Below are 17,308 nucleotides of genomic sequence, written 5' to 3' on the forward strand. Positions count from 1 at the left end.
GTCCGGACGCGCCGATCAAGGCCGCGTCCTGAACCCGTTCTTCGGATCGTCGGCCAGGCCGGGCAATCCTCGGAATAGGTGAAAAGTCAGCGCCGCGAGGAGGGCGCGGCCGATCCCGCAGGACTGCGGGCGGCGCGATCAGTCGCGTACGAAGTTCATAATAGGCATATGCGACGGAAAATAAAAGAACCGCGACGGTAAGAGGTCTTAACGAAATCCTTAATCCGCCGGGTCATCCTAGCGATGAAACTACAGGGTAACTTCGGTTCATGGCCGGTCGGTGGCGTGACAATCTGGCCCGTTGGGGCGTACGCGAATGGGCGATGACGGCCTTGGCCTTCATCGTCGTTTGCGGCGTCGTGCTGGCGGCTGGGCGCGGTCTCGCCTTTGGATCGGATGGCGAGGTCATGCGAATCCGTTTCGGCGGGGACGCTCAGCGGACTCGCATCGTGGTCGACTTGGGCCGGGCTACGCGGGGTCAGGTGGTCGAGGATGGAACGTCCGGGCGCGTCATTGTCGCCCTGTCGGGCGTTCAGCCGGCGCGGGGGCTGGACGGTGCGGGATCGGGACTGGTGCGCGGCTATGACGTGTCCGCTTCCGGTTCTTCGTCTCGGGTGCGGTTGGATCTGGCGCGAGGCGCGGAGATTGAGCGTCGTTTCCTGCTGCCGCCCGGCGATGGGGTTCAACACTATCGCTATGTGATCGACCTGAAGGCGACAGGCGCCGCCGCGGTGACGCCGGTCGCCGCCGCGCGCCGCGCGCCGGCGCGCGCTGAAAAGCCACTGATCGTCATCGATGCCGGTCATGGCGGTCGCGATCCGGGCGCTCAGGGCCAGCATGTTCAGGAAAAGGCCGTCACCCTGGCGGCCGCCCGCGAGTTGAAGACGGCGCTGGAACGGACCGGCCGCTATCGGGTGCGCCTGACCCGCGACGGCGACGTCTATGTGGTGCACGGCCGCCGAGTGCAGATCGCCCGCGACGCCGGGGCGGATCTGTTCATCTCGCTGCATGCCGACGCCGGTTCGGACCCGGCCCTGCGCGGCGCCAGCGTCTATACCTTGTCCGAACAAGGCGCCGGACGCGCCGTGCGTGAGTTCACCAAGGGCGACGACTGGCAGCGCGACCTGCGCCTGCCGGGGCGCGACCCTTCGGTCGACCGCATCCTCCTGGACATGACCCAGCGCGCCACCCAGAACCGCTCGGCCCAGTTCGCGCGCGTCCTGCTGACCCACATCGAGGGCGACAATCATCCCCTGCTGCGGCGCAGCCACCGCGACGCGGGTCTGGCCGTACTGCTGGCGCCCGACGTGCCGGCGGTTCTGCTGGAGATGGGCTTCATCACCAATCCGGAAGATGAGCGCGTTTTGACCGATGAGCGCGCTCGCCGTCGTCTGATGCGCTCGGTCGCCGATGGCATTGACCGCTACTTCCGCGAACCGGCGGCTCCCGTCATGGTCGCGGGCGAAGTCGCCGGGGGCTGATTTCCTCCCTATGCAACGGGGAGGTGGATCGACGGCGAAGGCGACGAGACGGAGGAAGCCGCTTGGTTTGGCTGTCGGCAGCCCTCCACTACTGCGTGGTTCCTCTCCCATCGGAATGGGGAGAGGGTGTTCTTTACTAGTCTTCTAGGGCCGCCCTGGCGCGAATGAAGATGTCTTCGAACATCTCTGCCGTCAGGCGCCCCGTATTCGTGTTCAGTCGCGAGCAGTGATAGCTGTTGATCAGGATGTAGCGGCCGGCCTTGCCTTCAACCCCATGTCCGGCGGGAATGGCCGAACCAGGATAGCCGAGCGTGCGCAGTATGCTGCGGCGTGACACGTCGCCCAACGTCACGATCACCTTCAGTCGGGGAAGGGCGGTCAGCCGGTCGACGAGGAAGGGACGGCACGTGTTCTCTTCCGCCGCCGTCGGCTTGTTCTGAGGCGGAGCGCAACGCACGGCGTTCGTGATCATGCAGTCGATCAGCGTCAGATCATCCTTGCCGTCAGGATCGTAGCGGCCTGTCGCGAAGCCGGTCTTCTTCAGCGTGTCGTAAAGCAGCCAGCCTGCATGATCGCCGGTGAAGGGGCGTCCGGTCCTGTTGGCTCCGGTGCGGCCGGGCGCCAGGCCTGCGACCAGCAGACGCGCGTTCGGATCGCCGAACGACGGCGCAGGACCGTTCCACCAGTCCGGGTTCTGACGAGCGTTCTCCGCGCGGTACTCGACCAGACGGGGGCACAGGGGGCAGTCGCGGGCAGGTTCAGGGTTCAGCCCGACCTTCACGCGCGGTCGCTCCGATCCAGGGTGCGGGTCACGCCCTGATTCATGGGCGCTTTGGGCTTGCCTATCTCGTTGATGATGTCGGCCAGATCGATGAAGGCGTCAGCCTGGCGGCGCAGGTCGTCGGCGATCTGCGGCGGCTGGCTCTTCACCGTCGAGACAACGGTGACGCGCACGCCTTTGGCCTGCATCGCTTGCGCCAGGCGGCGGAAATCGCCGTCACCCGAGAACAGCACCACGTGATCCAAGCGCGGCGCGAGTTCCAACATGTCCACTGCGATCTCGATGTCCATATTGCCCTTGGTGCGGCTATGGCCCTGAGCGTCGACGTAGCGTTTGACGGGTTTCGTCACTACGGTGAAGCCGTTGTAGTCGAGCCAGTCGACCAGCGGCCGGATCGGTGAGAATTCCTCGCCCTCGACCACGGCCGTATAATAGTATGCGCGGACCAGCCGGCTTTCGCCGGTGAAACGTTCCGTCAGCTTCTTGAAGTCCAGATCGCAGTTCAGGGCGCGGGCCGCCGAGTACAGATTGGCGCCGTCGATGAACAGGGCGATGCGGTCGTCGGGATGGTTGGTCATGAGCGAAAAATGAGTCCGTCGGTATGGTCGAGAAAATGAAGACCCAAAGCGAAACGGCCGAAAGCGCGCTCGATCTGGATGGCGCAGTCATCGTCGCACTTGGCTGTAATGACAAGGGCGATTGGTCATCGTGCGCCGAGGCGCTGGAGGCGGCGCTGGCGCGTTTTCGCGCGGAGGGCGTGGATGTGCTGGCCCGGTCGTCCTGGTGGGCGTCGCAGGCCTGGCCTGATCCGGGCGACCCGCCCTTCCTGAACGGGGTGGCGATCGTCAGCACGACACAGGACGCGCCGACCTTGATGCGGACCCTGGGGCGAATCGAGGATTTGTTCGGGCGTGTACGGACGGCGCGCAACGCACCGCGTACGCTGGACCTCGATCTGATCGCCTACGGACAACTCAGCGGCGATCTGGACGGGTTGATTCTGCCTCATCCGCGCGCGGCGGATCGGTTGTTCGTCATGGGCCCCCTGGCCGAGATCGCGCCGAACTGGCCACATCCGGTCTGTGGCGGACGAGCAGGGGATCTGGCCTTGCGCGCCGAGGTCGGCGACGATGCGAGGCCTGTTCCCAAGGCTTGACGTGGAGCGGGTCTCGGGCGAGGGAGGCGCAACTCACGCCGATCCGCCCCAATGCCGCCTTCGCGGCGTTGCACAATCGGCTTTCAACCTATATTTTGTGCGGTTCTCCCTGCCGCCAGAGGAATTTCATGGCCCGCGTCACTGTCGAAGACTGCATCGAGAAGGTGCCGAACCGCTTTGGTCTGGTTCTGCTGGCCGGTCACCGCGCCCGCAACATCGCCAACGGCGCGCCGCTGACGCTGGACCGCGACAACGACAAGAACCCGGTCGTCGCCCTGCGCGAACTGGCCGAGGACACCGTCACCCCGGAAGAACTGCGCGAGAACATCATCACCACGCTGCAGCGCGTCGACGAGCGTACCGAGGCTGAGGATGAAGCCGAAGTCGTGGCCCTGCTGGCCGAGCCGCAGCACATGAACATGGCCGAAGCCGAACTGATCCGCGCGCTGCAAAGCGATCGCGACGGGGGCCAGGAGGAACGCTACTGACGGCGCAGCCGGTCACTGGCGTCACTCCCTCAACGGCGCGGCCCCTGGCGGACACGCCGATGGACCAACCCGCGAATCTGCAAGACAAGTCGGCGTCGCCCCCTGCTGGGGCGGCGCCGAAGTCGTCTGAAGGCCCTGTATTGTCTGAACCCAAACGCGCACCGATCATGCGCCAGTTCGAATTGATCGAGGCGGTCAAGGCCTATGACCCGACCGCCGATGAGGCGCTGCTGAACCGCGCCTATGTCTATGCGATGAAGATGCATGGCTCGCAGTTGCGGGCCTCGGGCGATCCCTATTTCGCCCACCCGATCCAGGTCGCGGGCATCCTGACCGACTATCGGCTGGACACGGCGACCATCGTCACCGCCCTGCTGCATGATGTGGTCGAGGACACCTCGGCCACCCGCGAGGACATCGCCGAGATGTTCGGCGAAGAGGTCGCCGTCCTGGTCGAAGGCGTGACCAAGCTGTCTCGACTAGAGCTTCAGGCCGAGCACACACGCCAGGCCGAGAACCTGCGCAAGTTCATTCTAGCCATCTCGCGCGACGTGCGGGTGCTGCTGGTCAAGCTGGCCGACCGCCTGCACAACATGCGCACCCTTCACTTCGTGAAGCCTGAAAAGCGCGAGCGCATCAGCCGCGAGACGTTGGAAGTCTACGCCCCCCTGGGCCGGTCGATCGGCATCCACTCCATCGCCGCCGAGCTGGAGGAGTTGGCGTTCGAGCATTTGAACGCCACGGCGCGCGTCGCCATCCAGCGCCGCCTGGAGGCGCTGAAGCTGGAGAACGGCAGCGCCATCGAGGCCGTCTCGCCCGAGATTGAGCGGGTGCTGTCCGAGGCGGGTCTGACCGCGCGGGTCAAGGGCCGAGAGAAGACGCCCTATTCCATCTGGCGCAAGCTGCAGCGCAAGACGGTCGGCTTTTCGTCCCTGTCGGACATCTACGGCTTCCGCGTCATCGTCGAGAGCGAGGACGACTGTTACCGCGCCCTGGGCGTCATCCACCGCGCCTGGCCGATGGTGCCGGAACGCTTCAAGGACTTCATCTCGACGCCGAAGTCGAACAACTACCGCTCGCTGCACACGACGGTCGTCGGGCCGGGCGGCCTGCGCATCGAGATGCAGATCCGCACCGAGATCATGGACCGTGTGGCCGAGGACGGGGTGGCGGCGCACTGGGCCTACAAGAACCAGTCCTACGGCTTCGACCGCGAGGCGATGGAGGCCGACGGCGGCCGCGATCCCCTGTTGAACCTGCGCCATCTGGTTCAGGTGATCGAGCACGGGGAGGGGGGCGAGGACTGGGTCGAGCACGCCAAGCTCGAAATGTATCTGGATCAGGTCTTCGTCTTCACGCCGAAGGGGACGCTGATCACCCTGCCGCGCGGCGGGATGCCGCTGGACTTCGCCTACGCCGTCCACACCGAGGTCGGCGACACGGCGGTCGGGGTCAAGATCAACGGCGAACTGAAGCCCATGCGCACGGCGCTTCAGAACGGCGACGTGGTCGAGATCATTCGCGGGACCAAGCGCGAGGTGCCGACCGACTGGCGCAGTCTGACGGTCACGGGCCGCGCCCGCTCGGCCATCCGCCGCCACATCCGCACCTCGGAGCGCGAAGAGTTCGTGCGTCTGGGCAAGACGACGCTGGAGCAGACGCTGGAGCGGGCGAGCAAGTCGCTGGCCGACGTCAAGCTGACGGAGGTGCTGAAGACCTTCGCCATGCCGTCCGAAGACGACATGTTCGACGCCATCGGCCGGGGCCGTCTGACCGCCACGCGCGTGGCTGAGACCCTGTTCCCGGCGCTGAAGGGCCAGCTGAAGGCCGGTCCCGAGCGCAAGCGCATCGGCGCGGAATCTCCGCGCCTGTTTGTGCGCGGCAGCGGCCTGACGCCGGGCGTCAGCATCCACTTCGGCCAGTGTTGTTCCCCTGTGCCCGGCGACCGCATCGTCGGCATCCTTGAGCCGGACAAGGGGCTGACGGTCCACACCATCGACTGCCAGACCCTGGCCGACTTCGCCGACGACGATTCCGTCTGGCAGGATCTGCAATGGACGCCGCAGGCCGAGCGCAGCGCTGTCGGCGCGGTCAAGCTGCACGCCACCATGAAGAACGCCCCCGGCGTTCTGGGCCAGGTCGCCACCATCATCGGCGAGGCGGGCGGCAACATCCTCAATCTAAGCATGGCGCACCGCCAGCAGGACTTCTTCGACGTCGATATCGACGTGGAGGTTGAAGACGCCCGCCATGCGACCATGATCATCGCGGCCCTTCGGGCCAATCCGTCCGTCGACACCGTCGACCGCGCGCGCGGCTGAACGCCGCCGCCTCTTTGTGTTTTACGACAAGGCCGTCATGTCCCCCGAACAACAGAAGCTCGCCAACGAGGCCCAGATGGCCTCGCCCTCCTATCGTCTGGCCGCCCTGGATCAGGATTTCCTGCTGGGTGAGTCGATGCGCGGCGTGCGCTTCCTGATGGAGTACGAGAAGGCCGAGCAGGCGCTGAAGGCCTGGGGCGTGCGTTCGACCATCGTCGTCTTCGGCAGCGCCCGCGTCGGCGTGAACGGCGACGGTCGTCACGCCTATTGGTACGAGCAGGCGCGCGAGTTCGGCCGCATCGCCTCTGAACGCGGCGGCGCCTTCCGCGGCGAGCCGGGCGAGGTGCGCGACAACGTCATCGCCACGGGCGGCGGGCCGGGCATCATGCAGGCCGCCAACCAGGGCGCGCATGAGGCGGGGGCGCCGTCGATCGGCTTCAACGTCACCCTGCCGCACGAGCAGTTCCCGAACCCCTGGTCGACGCCCGAGCTGACGTTCCAGTTCCACTACTTCGCCATGCGCAAGATGCACCTGGCCATGCGGGCCAACGCCCTGGTGGTCTTCCCCGGCGGCTTCGGCACGTTGGACGAACTGTTCGAGATCCTGACGCTGCGCCAGACGGACAAGGCGCCGCCGATCCCCATCGTCCTGTTCGACGAGGCCTATTGGCGCTCGGTCATCAACTTCGACACCTTGATCGAGCATGGCATGGTCAAGGCGTCGGACATGGATCTGTTCGCCTTCGCTGACGACGCCGAGACCGTGTGGGCCAAGCTGCTGGAAGGCGGACTGAAGCCCAACTGCGAGATCAAATAGGGCGCGGGTTGAGGGCGACCGCCGCAGGGTCTAAGGACGGCTTTCATGAACACTGAAGACGTCCTCAACGAATTCCGCGACGCCGGCGCCCTGCGCGAAGGCCATTTCGTCCTCTCGTCCGGCCTGCACAGCCCGGTCTTCCTGCAGAAGAACCTGGTCTTCATGGACGGCGCCCGCTGCGCGCGCCTGTGCAAGGCGCTGGCGGAAAAGATCGTCGCGACGGTCGGGCCTGTCGATGCGGCGATCTCGCCCGCAGTCGGCGGCATCATCCCCGGCTATGAGACGGCCAAGCACCTGAACGTTCGCTCCATGTACGTCGAGCGCGAGGGCGGCGAGTTCCGCTTGCGTCGCGGCTTCTCGGTCGAGCCGGGCGAGAAGATCGTCATGGTCGAGGACATCGTCACCACGGGGCTTTCTTCGCGCGAATGCATCGCCGCGATCCAGAAGGCGGGCGGCGAAGTCGTCGCCGCCGCCTGCATCGTCGACCGCTCGGGCGGCAAGGTCGATGTGGGCGTGCCCCTGATCGCGTTGGCCTCGATGGAGGTGCCTGCCTATCTGGCCGACGCCCTGCCGCCGGAACTGGCCGCCCTGCCGGTCGAGGATCCGGGCAGCCGGCGCCTGTCCAAATAGGAAAGAGAGAACGGGATGAAGCGTCAGCGGGTTCGTCTGGGCGTCAATATCGACCACGTCGCCACGGTTCGTAACGCGCGCGGCGGCGCTCATCCCGATCCGGCTCGCGCGGCCGAGGCGGCGCTGGCGGCCGGCGCCGACGGCATCACCGCTCACCTGCGCGAGGACCGCCGTCACATCACCGACGCCGACATCGACGTGCTGACGGCCCTGTGCCGCCGCGCGGACAAGCCGCTGAACTTCGAGATGGCGGTGACGGAGGAGATGCTGGCCATCGCCCTGCGCCACCGTCCGCACGCCGCCTGTCTGGTGCCTGAACGGCGTGAAGAAGTGACGACCGAGGGCGGTCTGGCCGTCGCCGGTCACGAGGCCCGCATCGCCCCGGTGGTGAAGGCCCTGTCCGACGCCGGTATCCGCGTCAGCCTGTTCATCGAACCGTCCGAGGATCAGGTCGAGGCCGCCGCCGCCGTCGGCGCCCAGGTAGTCGAGTTCCACACCGGCCGCTATTGCCACCTGACCGACCCGGCCGTGCGCGCGGCCGAATTCGACCGTCTGGCCGCCGCCGCCGCACAGGCCGACATTCTGGGGCTGGAGGTTCATGCGGGGCACGGCCTCGACTACGCCTCGGCGAGCGAAATTCTGGTCATCCGTGAGATCGTCGAGCTGAACATCGGTCACTTCCTGATCGGCGAGGCGGTCTTCGTCGGTCTGGACGCCGCCATCCGCCGCATGCGCGCGGCGATGGACGAGGCGATTTCAGGATCGGGGTCATGATCATCGGCGTCGGCGCTGACCTGTCGGACATCCGCCGCATCCAGGCGTCGCTGGACCGTTTCGGCGACCGTTTCAAACAGCGCGTCTTCACCGAGCTTGAGCGCAGCCGCTCCGACCGCAAGGCCGATCCGGCGTGGAGCTACGCCAAGCGGTTCGCCGCCAAGGAAGCCTGCGCCAAGGCGCTGGGCACCGGCATGCGCTCCGACGTCTACTGGCGCGACATGGGGGTGGTGAACCTGCCTTCGGGTCAGCCGACGCTGGCCCTGACCGGCCACGCGGCCGAGCACTTGGCCCGCCTGACCCCGCCGGGGCATGAGGCGCGCATCCACCTGACCCTCAGCGACGAACACCCCTACGCCCTGGCCTTCGTGGTGATCGAGGCCCTGCCCAAGGCCTGACGCCGCCGCGAAGGTTGCGGTTCCTTCATCATCCAGAGTCTTGCTCGCGGCGGGTTCAGCGACTACGCCTCGACCTTCAAACCCCGCGTTCGGCGGGGGATTCGAGCAGACGATGAGCGACGACCCCAAGGCGAACGGCGGAGCAGCCGACCCAGCCCTCGATCCGGCTGACCAACGGCCGATCTGGAGCGACGACGGCGACGCCCCCTTCGACATGGGGGACGACCCCGAAGCCCTCGACAGCGAGACCCCGATCTATGCGCCCCGGCGCGCCAGGAAGGCCAAGCGAGTGAAGAAAGAAAAGTCCGCGAGCAACGAAACGGTCGAGATCATCAAGACCGTCGTTTTCGCCCTGCTGATCGCGCTGGTGCTGCGGGTGCTGCTGTTCCAGCCCTTCACCATCCCGTCGGCCTCGATGGAGCCGAACCTGTACGAGGGCGACTACATCGTCGTGTCGAAGTGGTCGTACGGCTATTCCAAGCACTCGATCCCGTTCAGCCCGCCGGTGTTCAACGGCCGCATCCTGGGCAAGGGCCCCGAGCGCGGCGACATCGCCGTGTTCAAGCTGCCGCGCGACAACAAGACCGACTACATCAAGCGCGTGATCGGCCTGCCGGGCGACAAGGTGCAGATGATCGCCAACAAGCTCTACATTAACGGCGCGCCGGTGCAGGACGCGGTGGTCAGCCGCGCCCAGATGGCCGACATGTTCGGCCCGCGCGCCGTGACCCAGCTGCGCGAGACCCTGCCGGGCGGCCGCACCTTCATGACGCAGGACTTCGGTCCCGGCGGCGATCTGGACGACACCCCGCTGTATGAGGTGCCGGCCGGTCACTACTTCATGATGGGCGACAACCGCGACAACTCGATCGACAGCCGTGTCGAGATGTCGGCGGGCGTGGGCATGGTTCCGGCCGAGAACCTGGTCGGCAAGGCCGAGATCATCATGTTCTCGTGGACGCCGGGGGCCTCGCTGTTCAACCCGGTCAGCTGGTTCGCCAATGTGCGCTTCAGCCGGTTCTTCAAGATCCTCGACTGATGGCCGGCGGACGCACGAACGTGCGCGCCGAGGCCGTGGCGGCCCTGCGCCAGCGCCTGGGTCATGACTTTGAAGACGCCTCCCTGCTGGAGCGCGCCCTGACGCACTCCAGCGTGGGCGAGGGGGCGGGGCCGCAGACGCCCGCCGACAATGAGCGGCTGGAGTTCCTGGGCGACCGGGTGCTGGGTCTGCTGGTCGCGGATCGGCTGGTGCGTGATTATCCGGCGGCTGACGAGGGGCAGCTTTCCGCCCGCCTGCACGCCCTGGTGGACAAGAGCGCCTGCGCCCGCGTGGGCGAACGGCTGGGCGTCGGCGACGCGCTTCGCCTGTCGCCGGGCGAAACCAAGACCGGCGGCCGCAGAAAGGCCGGAGTCATCGCCGATGCTGTGGAAGCGATCCTGGCGGCCGTCTATCGCGACGGCGGTCTGATCGCTGCTCAGGCCGTGTTCGAACGCGCCTGGGCCGAAGAATTGGCCGCACCTCCGAGTGCGGCGGTGACCAACCCCAAGTCCGCCCTGCAGGAATGGGCGCAAGGCCAGGGCCGACCGCTGCCGACCTATGAAGTGGTCCAGCGCACCGGCTCGGATCACGCGCCGACCTTCACGGTCGAGGCGACGGTGACGGGCTATGAACCGGCCCGCGCCCAGGGACGTTCGCGACAGGAGGCGGAAAAGGCCGCCGCCATCGCCTTATTGAAACGAGAAGACGTAATTTGACCGAGACCACCGAAACCGCCGAGATCACCGGCCAGCGCGCGGGCTTCGCCGCCATCATCGGCGCGCCCAATGCGGGCAAGTCGACGCTGGTGAACCGGTTGACCGGCTCCAAGGTCTCCATCGTCACCCAGAAGGTCCAGACCACGCGCTTCCCCGTGCGCGGCATCGCCATCAAGGGCGACGCCCAGATCGTGCTGGTGGACACGCCCGGCATCTTCACGCCGCGCCGCCGTCTGGACCGCGCCATGGTCGCCTCGGCCTGGGGCGGGGCGCAGGACGCGGACGTGGTCGTCCACCTGATCGACGCCCAGTCGCACATCGACGCTGAAGGTCGCGAAGGCACCGCCGCCGACCGCCGCTCGGCCGAGGACACAGAGACCATCATCGCCAATCTGAAGGCGACCGACACCAAGGTCATCCTGGCGCTGAACAAGATCGACGGGATGCGCCGCGACACCCTGCTGGCCCTGTCGCAGCGCCTGTTCGAGACGGGCGTGTATTCCGAGGTCTTCATGATCTCGGCACTCAGCGGCGACGGCGTGGACGATCTGAAGACGCGCCTGGCCCTGGCCATGCCCGAGGGGCCGTGGCTGTACCCGGAAGATCAGTCGGCGGACGTGCCCCTGCGCGTCCTGGCGGCCGAGATCACGCGTGAGAAGGTCTATCTGCGCGTTCACGAGGAACTGCCCTATTCGGCGGCGGTCGAGACGACCTCGTTCGAGGACAAGGCGGACGGCTCGGCCCGCATTGAACAGACCATCTATGTCGAGCGGGAAAGTCAGCGCCCGATCGTTCTGGGCAAGGGCGGCCAGACCCTGAAATGGATCGGCCAGAAGGCGCGCGAGGAGCTGATCGAGATCCTGGATCGGCCCGTTCACCTGTTTTTGACCGTCAAGGTCGATCCCAAATGGCAAGACTCAAAGGCATTGTACGCCCAGTTCGGCCTGGAGTTTGACGTCTAGTCTCGTGTTCATTGTTCCCAAGACCGCGGGCGGAAGGCCCTGGTTCCTCGGTTCCCTCGTCGCCGCCGGCCTGATTTCGGCCGGCGCGGGCGCGTGGTTCGTCAAGGCCGTCGCGCCGGAAACCCAGGCGGCCGCCGTTTATCGGACAGACCTGCCCAAGCGCCCGCCGGTTGAGGTGGTCGAGGCCCTGCCGCAGTTGAAGGAACGTCTGGACCACCTGGCGGCCAGCAAGCAGTTCACCGGCGCCGTCCTGGTGGCCCGGGGCGATCAGGTTCTGTTCCGCCAGGTCTACGGCAAGGCGAACTATGAGCAGGACACGCCCTTCGCCCTGGACACCCGTTTCCGCCTGGCCTCGGTGTCCAAACAGTTCACCGCCGTCGCCGTTCTGAAGCTTCAGGACGAGGGCAAGCTGTCGGTCGACGATCCGGTCTGCAAATGGATCGAGCCGTGCCCCGACGCCTGGCGGCCGCTGCGTATCCATCACCTGCTGTCGCACACTTCGGGCATTCCGGACGTGATGGCCCAGGCCGAGTGGGGCCGCATCCGCGTCACCCACCGCACGCCGCAGGAACTGACCGAGACCTCGGCCCGCTATGGCCTGCAGTTCGAGCCGGGGACGAAGGTCCGCTACAACAACGCCGCCTTCAACCTGGCGGCCGAGATCGTGTCAAAGGCCAGCGGCCAGCCGTTCGAAACCTATATGGAGCAGGCGATCCTCAAGCCCCTGGGCATGAAGGACACCGGCTCGGACGTGAATGACGACGCCCAGGGACTGGCCATGGGCTACGGGCTGTTTCCGGCGGGCCTGACGCCGCAGCCTATCGCCAACGTCAGCGTCGTTGCGGGCGCCGGGGCGTTGTATTCGACGCTGGATGACGTGCTGGCCTGGAACCGCTCCCTGCATCAGGGCCACATCCTGAGCGACAAGGCCTATGCCGACCTGATCGCCGATCACGCCCCGGACGACATGCCCGAGCGGCGCGGCCCTCATCGAGCCTATGGCTACGGCATCTACGTCAGCGCCTTGGGCGAGCGGACCTCATCGCCGTTCAGCGATCGCCAGATTTATCACACGGGCAGTTGGGCGGGCTTCCGCAACCTTGTGTCCTACCAGCCCGATCAGGAGGTGACGGTGGTGGTGTTGTCCAACAACTACCACCTGCGCGATCAGGTGCTGCTGATCAACCAGCAGGCCATGGCTGAGGCCCTGGGGCGTCCGTTCCCGGCGGCTCTGGCGCGCTAAGGCCGATCAGGCCTTCATCGACCCCGTCTCGATATAGCGTTGGTGCCACGACAGCGCCTCGGTCAGCAGGTGCGGCGACTGCAGGCCGTATGAGCCTTCCAGCGCGCGGTCGTAATAGTCCTTCAGCGCGTCGCGATAGTCGGGGTGGGCGCAGTTGGCGATGATGACCCGCGCGCGCTGTTTGGGCGACAGGCCGCGCAGGTCGGCCAGGCCCTGTTCCGTGACGATGACCTGCACGTCCTGGGTGATGTGGTCGACGTGGCTGGCCATGGGGACGATGGCCGAGATTTTTCCACCCTTGGCCGTCGACGGCGTGACGAAGCAGGAAATATAGGCGTTGCGCGCAAAGTCGCCCGAGCCGCCGATGCCGTTCTGGATGCGCGAGCCCATGACGTGGGTCGAGTTGACGTTGCCGTAGATGTCGGCCTCGATCAGGCCGTTCATGGCGATGCAGCCCAGGCGGCGGATGATCTCCGGGTGGTTCGAGATTTCCTGCGGGCGCAGGATGATCTTGCCGCGGAACTGCTCCATGCGGCTGTTCAGATCGGCGGCGGCCTCGGGGCTGAGCGAGAAGGCGGTGGCCGAGGCGACAGTCAGCTTGCCGCTATTCAGCAGGTCCAGCATCCCGTCCTGCAGCACTTCGGTATAGGCGGTCAGGTTCTCGAACGGGCTGTCGGCCAGACCGGCCAGCACGGCGTTGGCGACATTGCCCACGCCCGATTGCAGCGGCAGCAGATGGGCGGGCAGGCGGCCCAGCTTCACCTCATGCTGCAGGAACTCGATCAGATGCCCGGCGATGGCCGTCGCGCTGGCGTCCGGCGCGGCGAAGGGCAGGTTGCGGTCCGGGCTGTCCGTCTCGACGATGGCGGCGATCTTGGACGGATCGACGCGGAAGACCGTCTCGCCGATCAGGTCGGTCGGCTTGATCAGCGGGATCGGCACGCGCGCGGGCGGCAGGGCCGTGCCGTAGTAGATGTCGTGCATTCCCTCCAGCGCGGCGTTCTGCCAGCTGTTGACCTCCAGGATGATCTGGTCGGCGCGGTCGAGCCAGGTCTTGTTATTGCCGATGGACGACGAGGGGATCAGCGCCCCGTCCTCGCGGATGCCCGACACCTCGACCACCGCCGTCTCCAGCGGGCCGAGGAAGCCCTGCCAGGCCACCGGCGCCACCTGCGACAGGTGCATATCGAGGTATTCCATCTCGCCCTTGTTGATCTTCTCGCGGGCGATGGGGTCGGAGTTGTAGGGCAGGCGGAACTCGATGCCGTCGGCTTTTGCGAGCGCTCCGTCCAGTTCCGGCCCGGTCGAGGCGCCGGTCCAGACCTTCAGCTTGAACGGATTGCCCGCCGCGTGCTCGGCCTCGATCCGCTCGGCCAGAGCCATCGGCACGACCTTCGGGTAGCCCGAGCCGGTGAAGCCGCTCATGCCCACGGTCGAGTTGGCCGGGATCAGGGCGGCGGCGTCCTGGGCGGACATGATCTTCGACTTGAGGGCGGCGTTACGGACGCGGGACATCGCAAACCTGACGGCTGGAGCCGGGGAGGGCTCAAGGAACGACGCGGACATAGGCGCCGCATCACCCTGATTCCAATACGGCTTTGGTCGTAACGGTCCGTGATCACAAAGGCGTCAACCGCCGGGTTTCCACGCCTCTGTCGGGTTGGTGTTGACCATCCAGGGGATGCCGAACCTGTCGGTGAAGCTGCCGAAGCCGGGCGACCAGAAGGTTTCGGCGAAGGGCATCGACACCTTGCCGCCTTCGGACAGGGCGTCGAAGACCTGTCGCGCCTTGCCGAGGTCGTCGGTGTGATACGACACGTCGAAGCCGTTCTTGGGCTTGTCGATGTTCGGCGCGAACTCGGGCGGCAGGTCGGCGCCCATGATCGCCTGGTCTCCGATCTCCAGCCAGCCGTGCATCAGCCAGTCCTTGTATTTGGGATCGACCGGCATGTCGGGCGGGCCTTCGCCGAACGGAAAGGCGGCCGTGACCTTGCCGCCCAGCACGCGGGCGTAGAACTCCAGCGCCTCGCGGCACTGGCCCTGAAAGCTGAGGCTGGTGACGATCTTCATGGGATCCTCCTTCGGATGGAGCCGGAACGCGCCAGGCGGGCGTCGTTTCCCGGCGCTTCCCCCATTGACGGAACAGGACTAGAACAAAGCCATGATCACCGCCGCCCTGATGATGCTTCAACTGTCCGCCGCGCCCGCAGAGACCGCGCCGATCGAGCGCACGCTGGACGCCATGCACGCCGCCGCCTCGGTGGCGGACGGCGAGGCCTATTTCGCGGCCTTCACGCCGGACGCCCGTTTCATCGGCACGGATGCGGCTGAGCGGTGGAGCCTGTCGGAATTCCGCGCCTACGCCACGCCCTACTTCTCGCAGGGCAGGGGCTGGACCTATCGGCCGACAGCGCGGACCGTGACTATCGCCCCGATCGAGTGCCGCTGCGTCGCCTGGTTCGACGAGGTGCTGGACAATGACGCCTATGGGACGACGCGCGGCTCGGGCGTGCTGCGCCTGACCGACGAGGGCTGGAAGATCGAGCAATACGTCCTCAGCTTCGCCGTACCGAACGACAAGGCGCGCGCCGTCGTCGACGCCATCAAGGCCAACTGATGGAGGTTCAGGACGACGCCTTCGTTCTGTCGGCGCGGGCGCATGGCGATACGGGGGCGGTGGTCGATCTGCTGACTGAACGGCACGGTCGCCGCGCCGCCTATGTCGCGGGCGGGGCGTCGCGGCGGATGCGGCCCTTCCTTCAGCCGGGCGCGCGGGTCGTGGCCGATCTGCGGTCGCGGACGTCGGATCAGTTGGGCTCGGCGCGACTGGAGCCGGTGGGCGAAGGCCCGGCCGCACTGTTCGACGACCCGCTGGCCCTGACCGGGCTGAGCGCCGCCGCTGCGGTGGCGCAGGGCGCCCTGCCGGAGCGGGAGCCGCATCCGGGCGCCTTTTACGCCTTCGAGGCGCTGATGGGCGCGTTCGCCGTGCCCGAGGTCTGGCCCGCCATTTTCGTGCGGTTCGAGGCTGGGTTGCTGGAGGACTTGGGCTTCGGTCTCGACCTGTCGCGCTGCGCGTCAACGGGGTCGATGGACGACCTGGTCTGGGTCAGCCCCCGCACCGGCCGCGCCGTCAGCCGCGAGGCGGGCGCGCCCTATGCCGACAAGCTGCTGGCCCTGCCGCCTTTCATGCTGGGCGCGCAGGCGGGGCTGGGCGCGGGAGACGTGAAGGCGGGGCTGGAGCTGACGGGGCATTTCCTTGAGCAGTTCGTCTTCCACGCCCTGAACCGGCCGCTGCCGCCCGCGCGCGTTTGGATGATCGACAAGCTGGGCGAGGCGGGGCGGCTTTAACTCCGGTAAGGCGGTTGAAACCTCACCGTCACCCTTGGGCTTGTCCCGAGGGTGACGGGATTTGAGTGTGCGCGCTTACCGATTCAGCGCCGACAGCCCCGCAATCGCCTCGCGCGTTTCCCTTTCCAACATCGCGACCAGTTCAGGGGCAGGCAATGCCCGGCCTAGCGACGCGCCTTGTCCCGCCCAGTGCGGCGCATAGCCGTTGTCGCCCTTGGCCTTTGCCGCCGCGTTCAGCGCCTTGCCGAGGTCGTAGGCGTAAGGATAGGCGGCGATCTTCGTCTCATCGGCCCGGCGCATGAAGGCGTTCTCCACCCCGCGCGCCGGGCGGCCGGAGATGGCGGCGCTGACCCGCGTGCGCCCGGCCTCCTCGCCTGCCAAGGCCGCTCGATAGGCCGCATCCGCCGCCGATTCTGGGCACGATGCGAAGGCTGTGCCCATCTGCGCCCCGGCCGCGCCCAGCGCCAGCGCCGCCGCGATCCCGGCGCCGTCCATGATCCCGCCCGCCGCGACGACCGGAACCGACAGGTCGCGCGCCAGCAGGCGTGTCAGCGGCAGGGTGGCGAAGCGCGGATCGTCGGCCGGATCGAAGACGCCGCGATGGCCGCCCGCCTCGACCCCTTGCGCGATCACCATGTCGAACCCGGCGGCGACGGCGGCGCGGCCTTCCTCGGGCGTGGTGGCGCTGGCGATCAGGACGCAGCCCGCCGCCTTCAGCGCCGCGATCTGATCGGCGCGCGGCAGGCCGAAGTGGACGCTGACCACGGCGGGCCTTTCTTCGACCAGCACGGCCAGCTTGGCGTCGTCGGTCAGGAAGCTCTGATAGATGTCGTTGAGCCGTTCGGGCGGGGCCGCGCCGAACTCAGCGAAGATCGGGCGCAGGCTGTCGATCCATGCCGCGTCGCGCGCTGGATCGGCCGCGATCGGCGCGTGGCAGAACAGATTGACGTTGAACGGCCGGTCGGTCAGCGTCTTCACCGAGCGGATGGCCTTGCGGCTCGCCTCGGCGTCGATGGCCCCCAGGGCGATGGAGCCAAGCGCTCCCGCGTTCGACACGGCGGCGGCCAGTTCGGCGGTCGAGGTTCCGGCCATCGGCGCCTGGATCAGAGGAACGGAAAGGCCGAGGCGGTCGGTCAGGGCGGTCTTCATCGGCG

Annotated in this window: 19 protein-coding genes; 14 read left to right on the top strand and 5 right to left on the bottom strand. The window is 67.1% G+C overall.

What is annotated here, in order from left to right; all coding sequences use genetic code 11:
* Window positions 1–269: 269 nt before the first annotated feature.
* A complete protein-coding gene (locus tag ABC419_RS08075; RefSeq protein WP_412877788.1) occupies window positions 270–1,481 on the top strand; it encodes an N-acetylmuramoyl-L-alanine amidase in 1,212 nt (403 codons plus the stop codon).
* 136 nt (window positions 1,482–1,617) lie between these two features.
* On the opposite strand, the gene ABC419_RS08080 is transcribed toward ABC419_RS08075, so the two are convergent.
* Together ABC419_RS08080 and ABC419_RS08085 are read right to left on the bottom strand one after the other, a co-directional pair.
* Window positions 1,618–2,262, bottom strand: coding sequence for a uracil-DNA glycosylase (locus ABC419_RS08080; RefSeq protein ID WP_368925403.1), 645 nt, complete (start codon window positions 2,260–2,262; stop codon window positions 1,618–1,620).
* The gene (locus tag ABC419_RS08085) at window positions 2,259–2,840 is read right to left on the bottom strand and encodes a LabA-like NYN domain-containing protein (protein ID WP_368925401.1); all 582 of its coding nucleotides are present in this window, start codon (window positions 2,838–2,840) and stop codon (window positions 2,259–2,261) included. Before ABC419_RS08085 ends, ABC419_RS08080 begins: the two co-directional genes overlap by 4 nt.
* 35 nt (window positions 2,841–2,875) lie before the next feature.
* Here ABC419_RS08085 and folK point away from each other — a divergent pair, with 35 nt between their 5' ends.
* From folK to ABC419_RS08140, 11 genes are all read left to right on the top strand, one after another.
* Window positions 2,876–3,418: a 2-amino-4-hydroxy-6-hydroxymethyldihydropteridine diphosphokinase gene (folK, locus tag ABC419_RS08090; protein WP_412877787.1), complete on the top strand. Its 543-nt coding sequence runs from the start codon at window positions 2,876–2,878 to the stop codon at window positions 3,416–3,418.
* A gap of 128 nt (window positions 3,419–3,546) precedes the next feature.
* Window positions 3,547–3,906, top strand: coding sequence for a DNA-directed RNA polymerase subunit omega (rpoZ, locus tag ABC419_RS08095; protein WP_125899808.1), 360 nt, complete (start codon window positions 3,547–3,549; stop codon window positions 3,904–3,906).
* A 167-nt stretch (window positions 3,907–4,073) separates the two neighbouring features.
* Window positions 4,074–6,227 (top strand): RelA/SpoT family protein, encoded by a 2,154-nt coding sequence (locus tag ABC419_RS08100; protein ID WP_200166889.1) that lies wholly within the window; start codon window positions 4,074–4,076, stop codon window positions 6,225–6,227.
* 37 nt (window positions 6,228–6,264) lie between these two features.
* Window positions 6,265–7,044 carry an LOG family protein gene (locus tag ABC419_RS08105; RefSeq protein ID WP_412877785.1) on the top strand — a complete coding sequence of 260 codons (780 nt, stop codon included), beginning with the start codon at window positions 6,265–6,267 and terminating at the stop codon, window positions 7,042–7,044.
* Window positions 7,045–7,089: 45 nt separating this feature from the next.
* Window positions 7,090–7,674, top strand: a complete 585-nt coding sequence (pyrE, locus tag ABC419_RS08110) for an orotate phosphoribosyltransferase (RefSeq protein ID WP_412877784.1) — start codon at window positions 7,090–7,092, stop codon at window positions 7,672–7,674.
* Between the two features lie 15 nt (window positions 7,675–7,689).
* Complete coding sequence (locus tag ABC419_RS08115) at window positions 7,690–8,448, top strand: pyridoxine 5'-phosphate synthase (RefSeq protein WP_412877783.1); 759 nt, start codon at window positions 7,690–7,692, stop codon at window positions 8,446–8,448.
* Window positions 8,445–8,846 carry a holo-ACP synthase gene (gene acpS, locus ABC419_RS08120; protein WP_128116208.1) on the top strand — a complete coding sequence of 134 codons (402 nt, stop codon included), beginning with the start codon at window positions 8,445–8,447 and terminating at the stop codon, window positions 8,844–8,846. The genes ABC419_RS08115 and acpS overlap by 4 nt, the downstream gene beginning before the upstream one ends.
* Window positions 8,847–8,958: 112 nt before the next feature.
* Entirely contained in the window at window positions 8,959–9,885 is a 927-nt protein-coding gene (gene lepB, locus ABC419_RS08125) for a signal peptidase I (protein WP_412877782.1), read from the top strand.
* Complete coding sequence (rnc, locus tag ABC419_RS08130; protein WP_412877781.1) at window positions 9,885–10,601, top strand: ribonuclease III; 717 nt, start codon at window positions 9,885–9,887, stop codon at window positions 10,599–10,601. The genes lepB and rnc overlap by 1 nt, the downstream gene beginning before the upstream one ends.
* Window positions 10,598–11,563 carry a GTPase Era gene (gene era / locus ABC419_RS08135; RefSeq protein WP_200215878.1) on the top strand — a complete coding sequence of 322 codons (966 nt, stop codon included), beginning with the start codon at window positions 10,598–10,600 and terminating at the stop codon, window positions 11,561–11,563. The genes rnc and era overlap by 4 nt, the downstream gene beginning before the upstream one ends.
* Window positions 11,564–11,567: 4 nt before the next feature.
* A complete protein-coding gene (locus ABC419_RS08140; RefSeq protein WP_412877780.1) occupies window positions 11,568–12,806 on the top strand; it encodes a serine hydrolase domain-containing protein in 1,239 nt (412 codons plus the stop codon).
* Window positions 12,807–12,812: 6 nt separating this feature from the next.
* Here ABC419_RS08140 and scpC read toward each other — a convergent pair whose 3' ends face one another.
* A complete protein-coding gene (scpC, locus tag ABC419_RS08145) occupies window positions 12,813–14,321 on the bottom strand; it encodes a succinyl-CoA:acetate CoA-transferase ScpC (protein WP_412877779.1) in 1,509 nt (502 codons plus the stop codon).
* Window positions 14,322–14,435: 114 nt separating this feature from the next.
* Window positions 14,436–14,876: a VOC family protein gene (locus ABC419_RS08150; RefSeq protein WP_412877778.1), complete on the bottom strand. Its 441-nt coding sequence runs from the start codon at window positions 14,874–14,876 to the stop codon at window positions 14,436–14,438.
* A 91-nt stretch (window positions 14,877–14,967) separates the two neighbouring features.
* Here ABC419_RS08150 and ABC419_RS08155 point away from each other — a divergent pair, with 91 nt between their 5' ends.
* Both ABC419_RS08155 and recO read left to right on the top strand, forming a co-directional pair.
* Window positions 14,968–15,423 (top strand): nuclear transport factor 2 family protein, encoded by a 456-nt coding sequence (locus ABC419_RS08155; RefSeq protein ID WP_412877777.1) that lies wholly within the window; start codon window positions 14,968–14,970, stop codon window positions 15,421–15,423.
* Entirely contained in the window at window positions 15,423–16,154 is a 732-nt protein-coding gene (gene recO / locus ABC419_RS08160) for a DNA repair protein RecO (protein ID WP_412877776.1), read from the top strand. The genes ABC419_RS08155 and recO overlap by 1 nt, the downstream gene beginning before the upstream one ends.
* Window positions 16,155–16,229: 75 nt before the next feature.
* On the opposite strand, the gene ABC419_RS08165 is transcribed toward recO, so the two are convergent.
* Window positions 16,230–17,303: an NAD(P)H-dependent flavin oxidoreductase gene (locus tag ABC419_RS08165; protein ID WP_412877775.1), complete on the bottom strand. Its 1,074-nt coding sequence runs from the start codon at window positions 17,301–17,303 to the stop codon at window positions 16,230–16,232.
* Between the last annotated feature and the right edge of the window lie 5 nt (window positions 17,304–17,308).

Origin of the sequence: Brevundimonas phoenicis (genome assembly GCF_047237745.1) — a bacterium.
Classification (GTDB): Bacteria; Pseudomonadota; Alphaproteobacteria; order Caulobacterales; family Caulobacteraceae; genus Brevundimonas.

What these genes read in the sequence shown, in the direction of transcription:
- ABC419_RS08075 (WP_412877788.1), top strand. Translation starts at nt 270, where the DNA reads ATGGCCGGTCGGTGGCGTGACAATCTGGCCCGTTGGGGCGTACGCGAA.
- ABC419_RS08085 (WP_368925401.1), bottom strand. Translation starts at nt 2,840, where the DNA reads ATGACCAACCATCCCGACGACCGCATCGCCCTGTTCATCGACGGCGCC.
- folK (WP_412877787.1), top strand. Translation starts at nt 2,876, where the DNA reads ATGAAGACCCAAAGCGAAACGGCCGAAAGCGCGCTCGATCTGGATGGC.
- rpoZ (WP_125899808.1), top strand. Translation starts at nt 3,547, where the DNA reads ATGGCCCGCGTCACTGTCGAAGACTGCATCGAGAAGGTGCCGAACCGC.
- ABC419_RS08100 (WP_200166889.1), top strand. Translation starts at nt 4,074, where the DNA reads ATGCGCCAGTTCGAATTGATCGAGGCGGTCAAGGCCTATGACCCGACC.
- ABC419_RS08105 (WP_412877785.1), top strand. Translation starts at nt 6,265, where the DNA reads ATGTCCCCCGAACAACAGAAGCTCGCCAACGAGGCCCAGATGGCCTCG.
- pyrE (WP_412877784.1), top strand. Translation starts at nt 7,090, where the DNA reads ATGAACACTGAAGACGTCCTCAACGAATTCCGCGACGCCGGCGCCCTG.
- ABC419_RS08115 (WP_412877783.1), top strand. Translation starts at nt 7,690, where the DNA reads ATGAAGCGTCAGCGGGTTCGTCTGGGCGTCAATATCGACCACGTCGCC.
- acpS (WP_128116208.1), top strand. Translation starts at nt 8,445, where the DNA reads ATGATCATCGGCGTCGGCGCTGACCTGTCGGACATCCGCCGCATCCAG.
- lepB (WP_412877782.1), top strand. Translation starts at nt 8,959, where the DNA reads ATGAGCGACGACCCCAAGGCGAACGGCGGAGCAGCCGACCCAGCCCTC.
- rnc (WP_412877781.1), top strand. Translation starts at nt 9,885, where the DNA reads ATGGCCGGCGGACGCACGAACGTGCGCGCCGAGGCCGTGGCGGCCCTG.
- scpC (WP_412877779.1), bottom strand. Translation starts at nt 14,321, where the DNA reads ATGTCCCGCGTCCGTAACGCCGCCCTCAAGTCGAAGATCATGTCCGCC.
- ABC419_RS08150 (WP_412877778.1), bottom strand. Translation starts at nt 14,876, where the DNA reads ATGAAGATCGTCACCAGCCTCAGCTTTCAGGGCCAGTGCCGCGAGGCG.
- ABC419_RS08155 (WP_412877777.1), top strand. Translation starts at nt 14,968, where the DNA reads ATGATCACCGCCGCCCTGATGATGCTTCAACTGTCCGCCGCGCCCGCA.
- recO (WP_412877776.1), top strand. Translation starts at nt 15,423, where the DNA reads ATGGAGGTTCAGGACGACGCCTTCGTTCTGTCGGCGCGGGCGCATGGC.
- ABC419_RS08165 (WP_412877775.1), bottom strand. Translation starts at nt 17,303, where the DNA reads ATGAAGACCGCCCTGACCGACCGCCTCGGCCTTTCCGTTCCTCTGATC.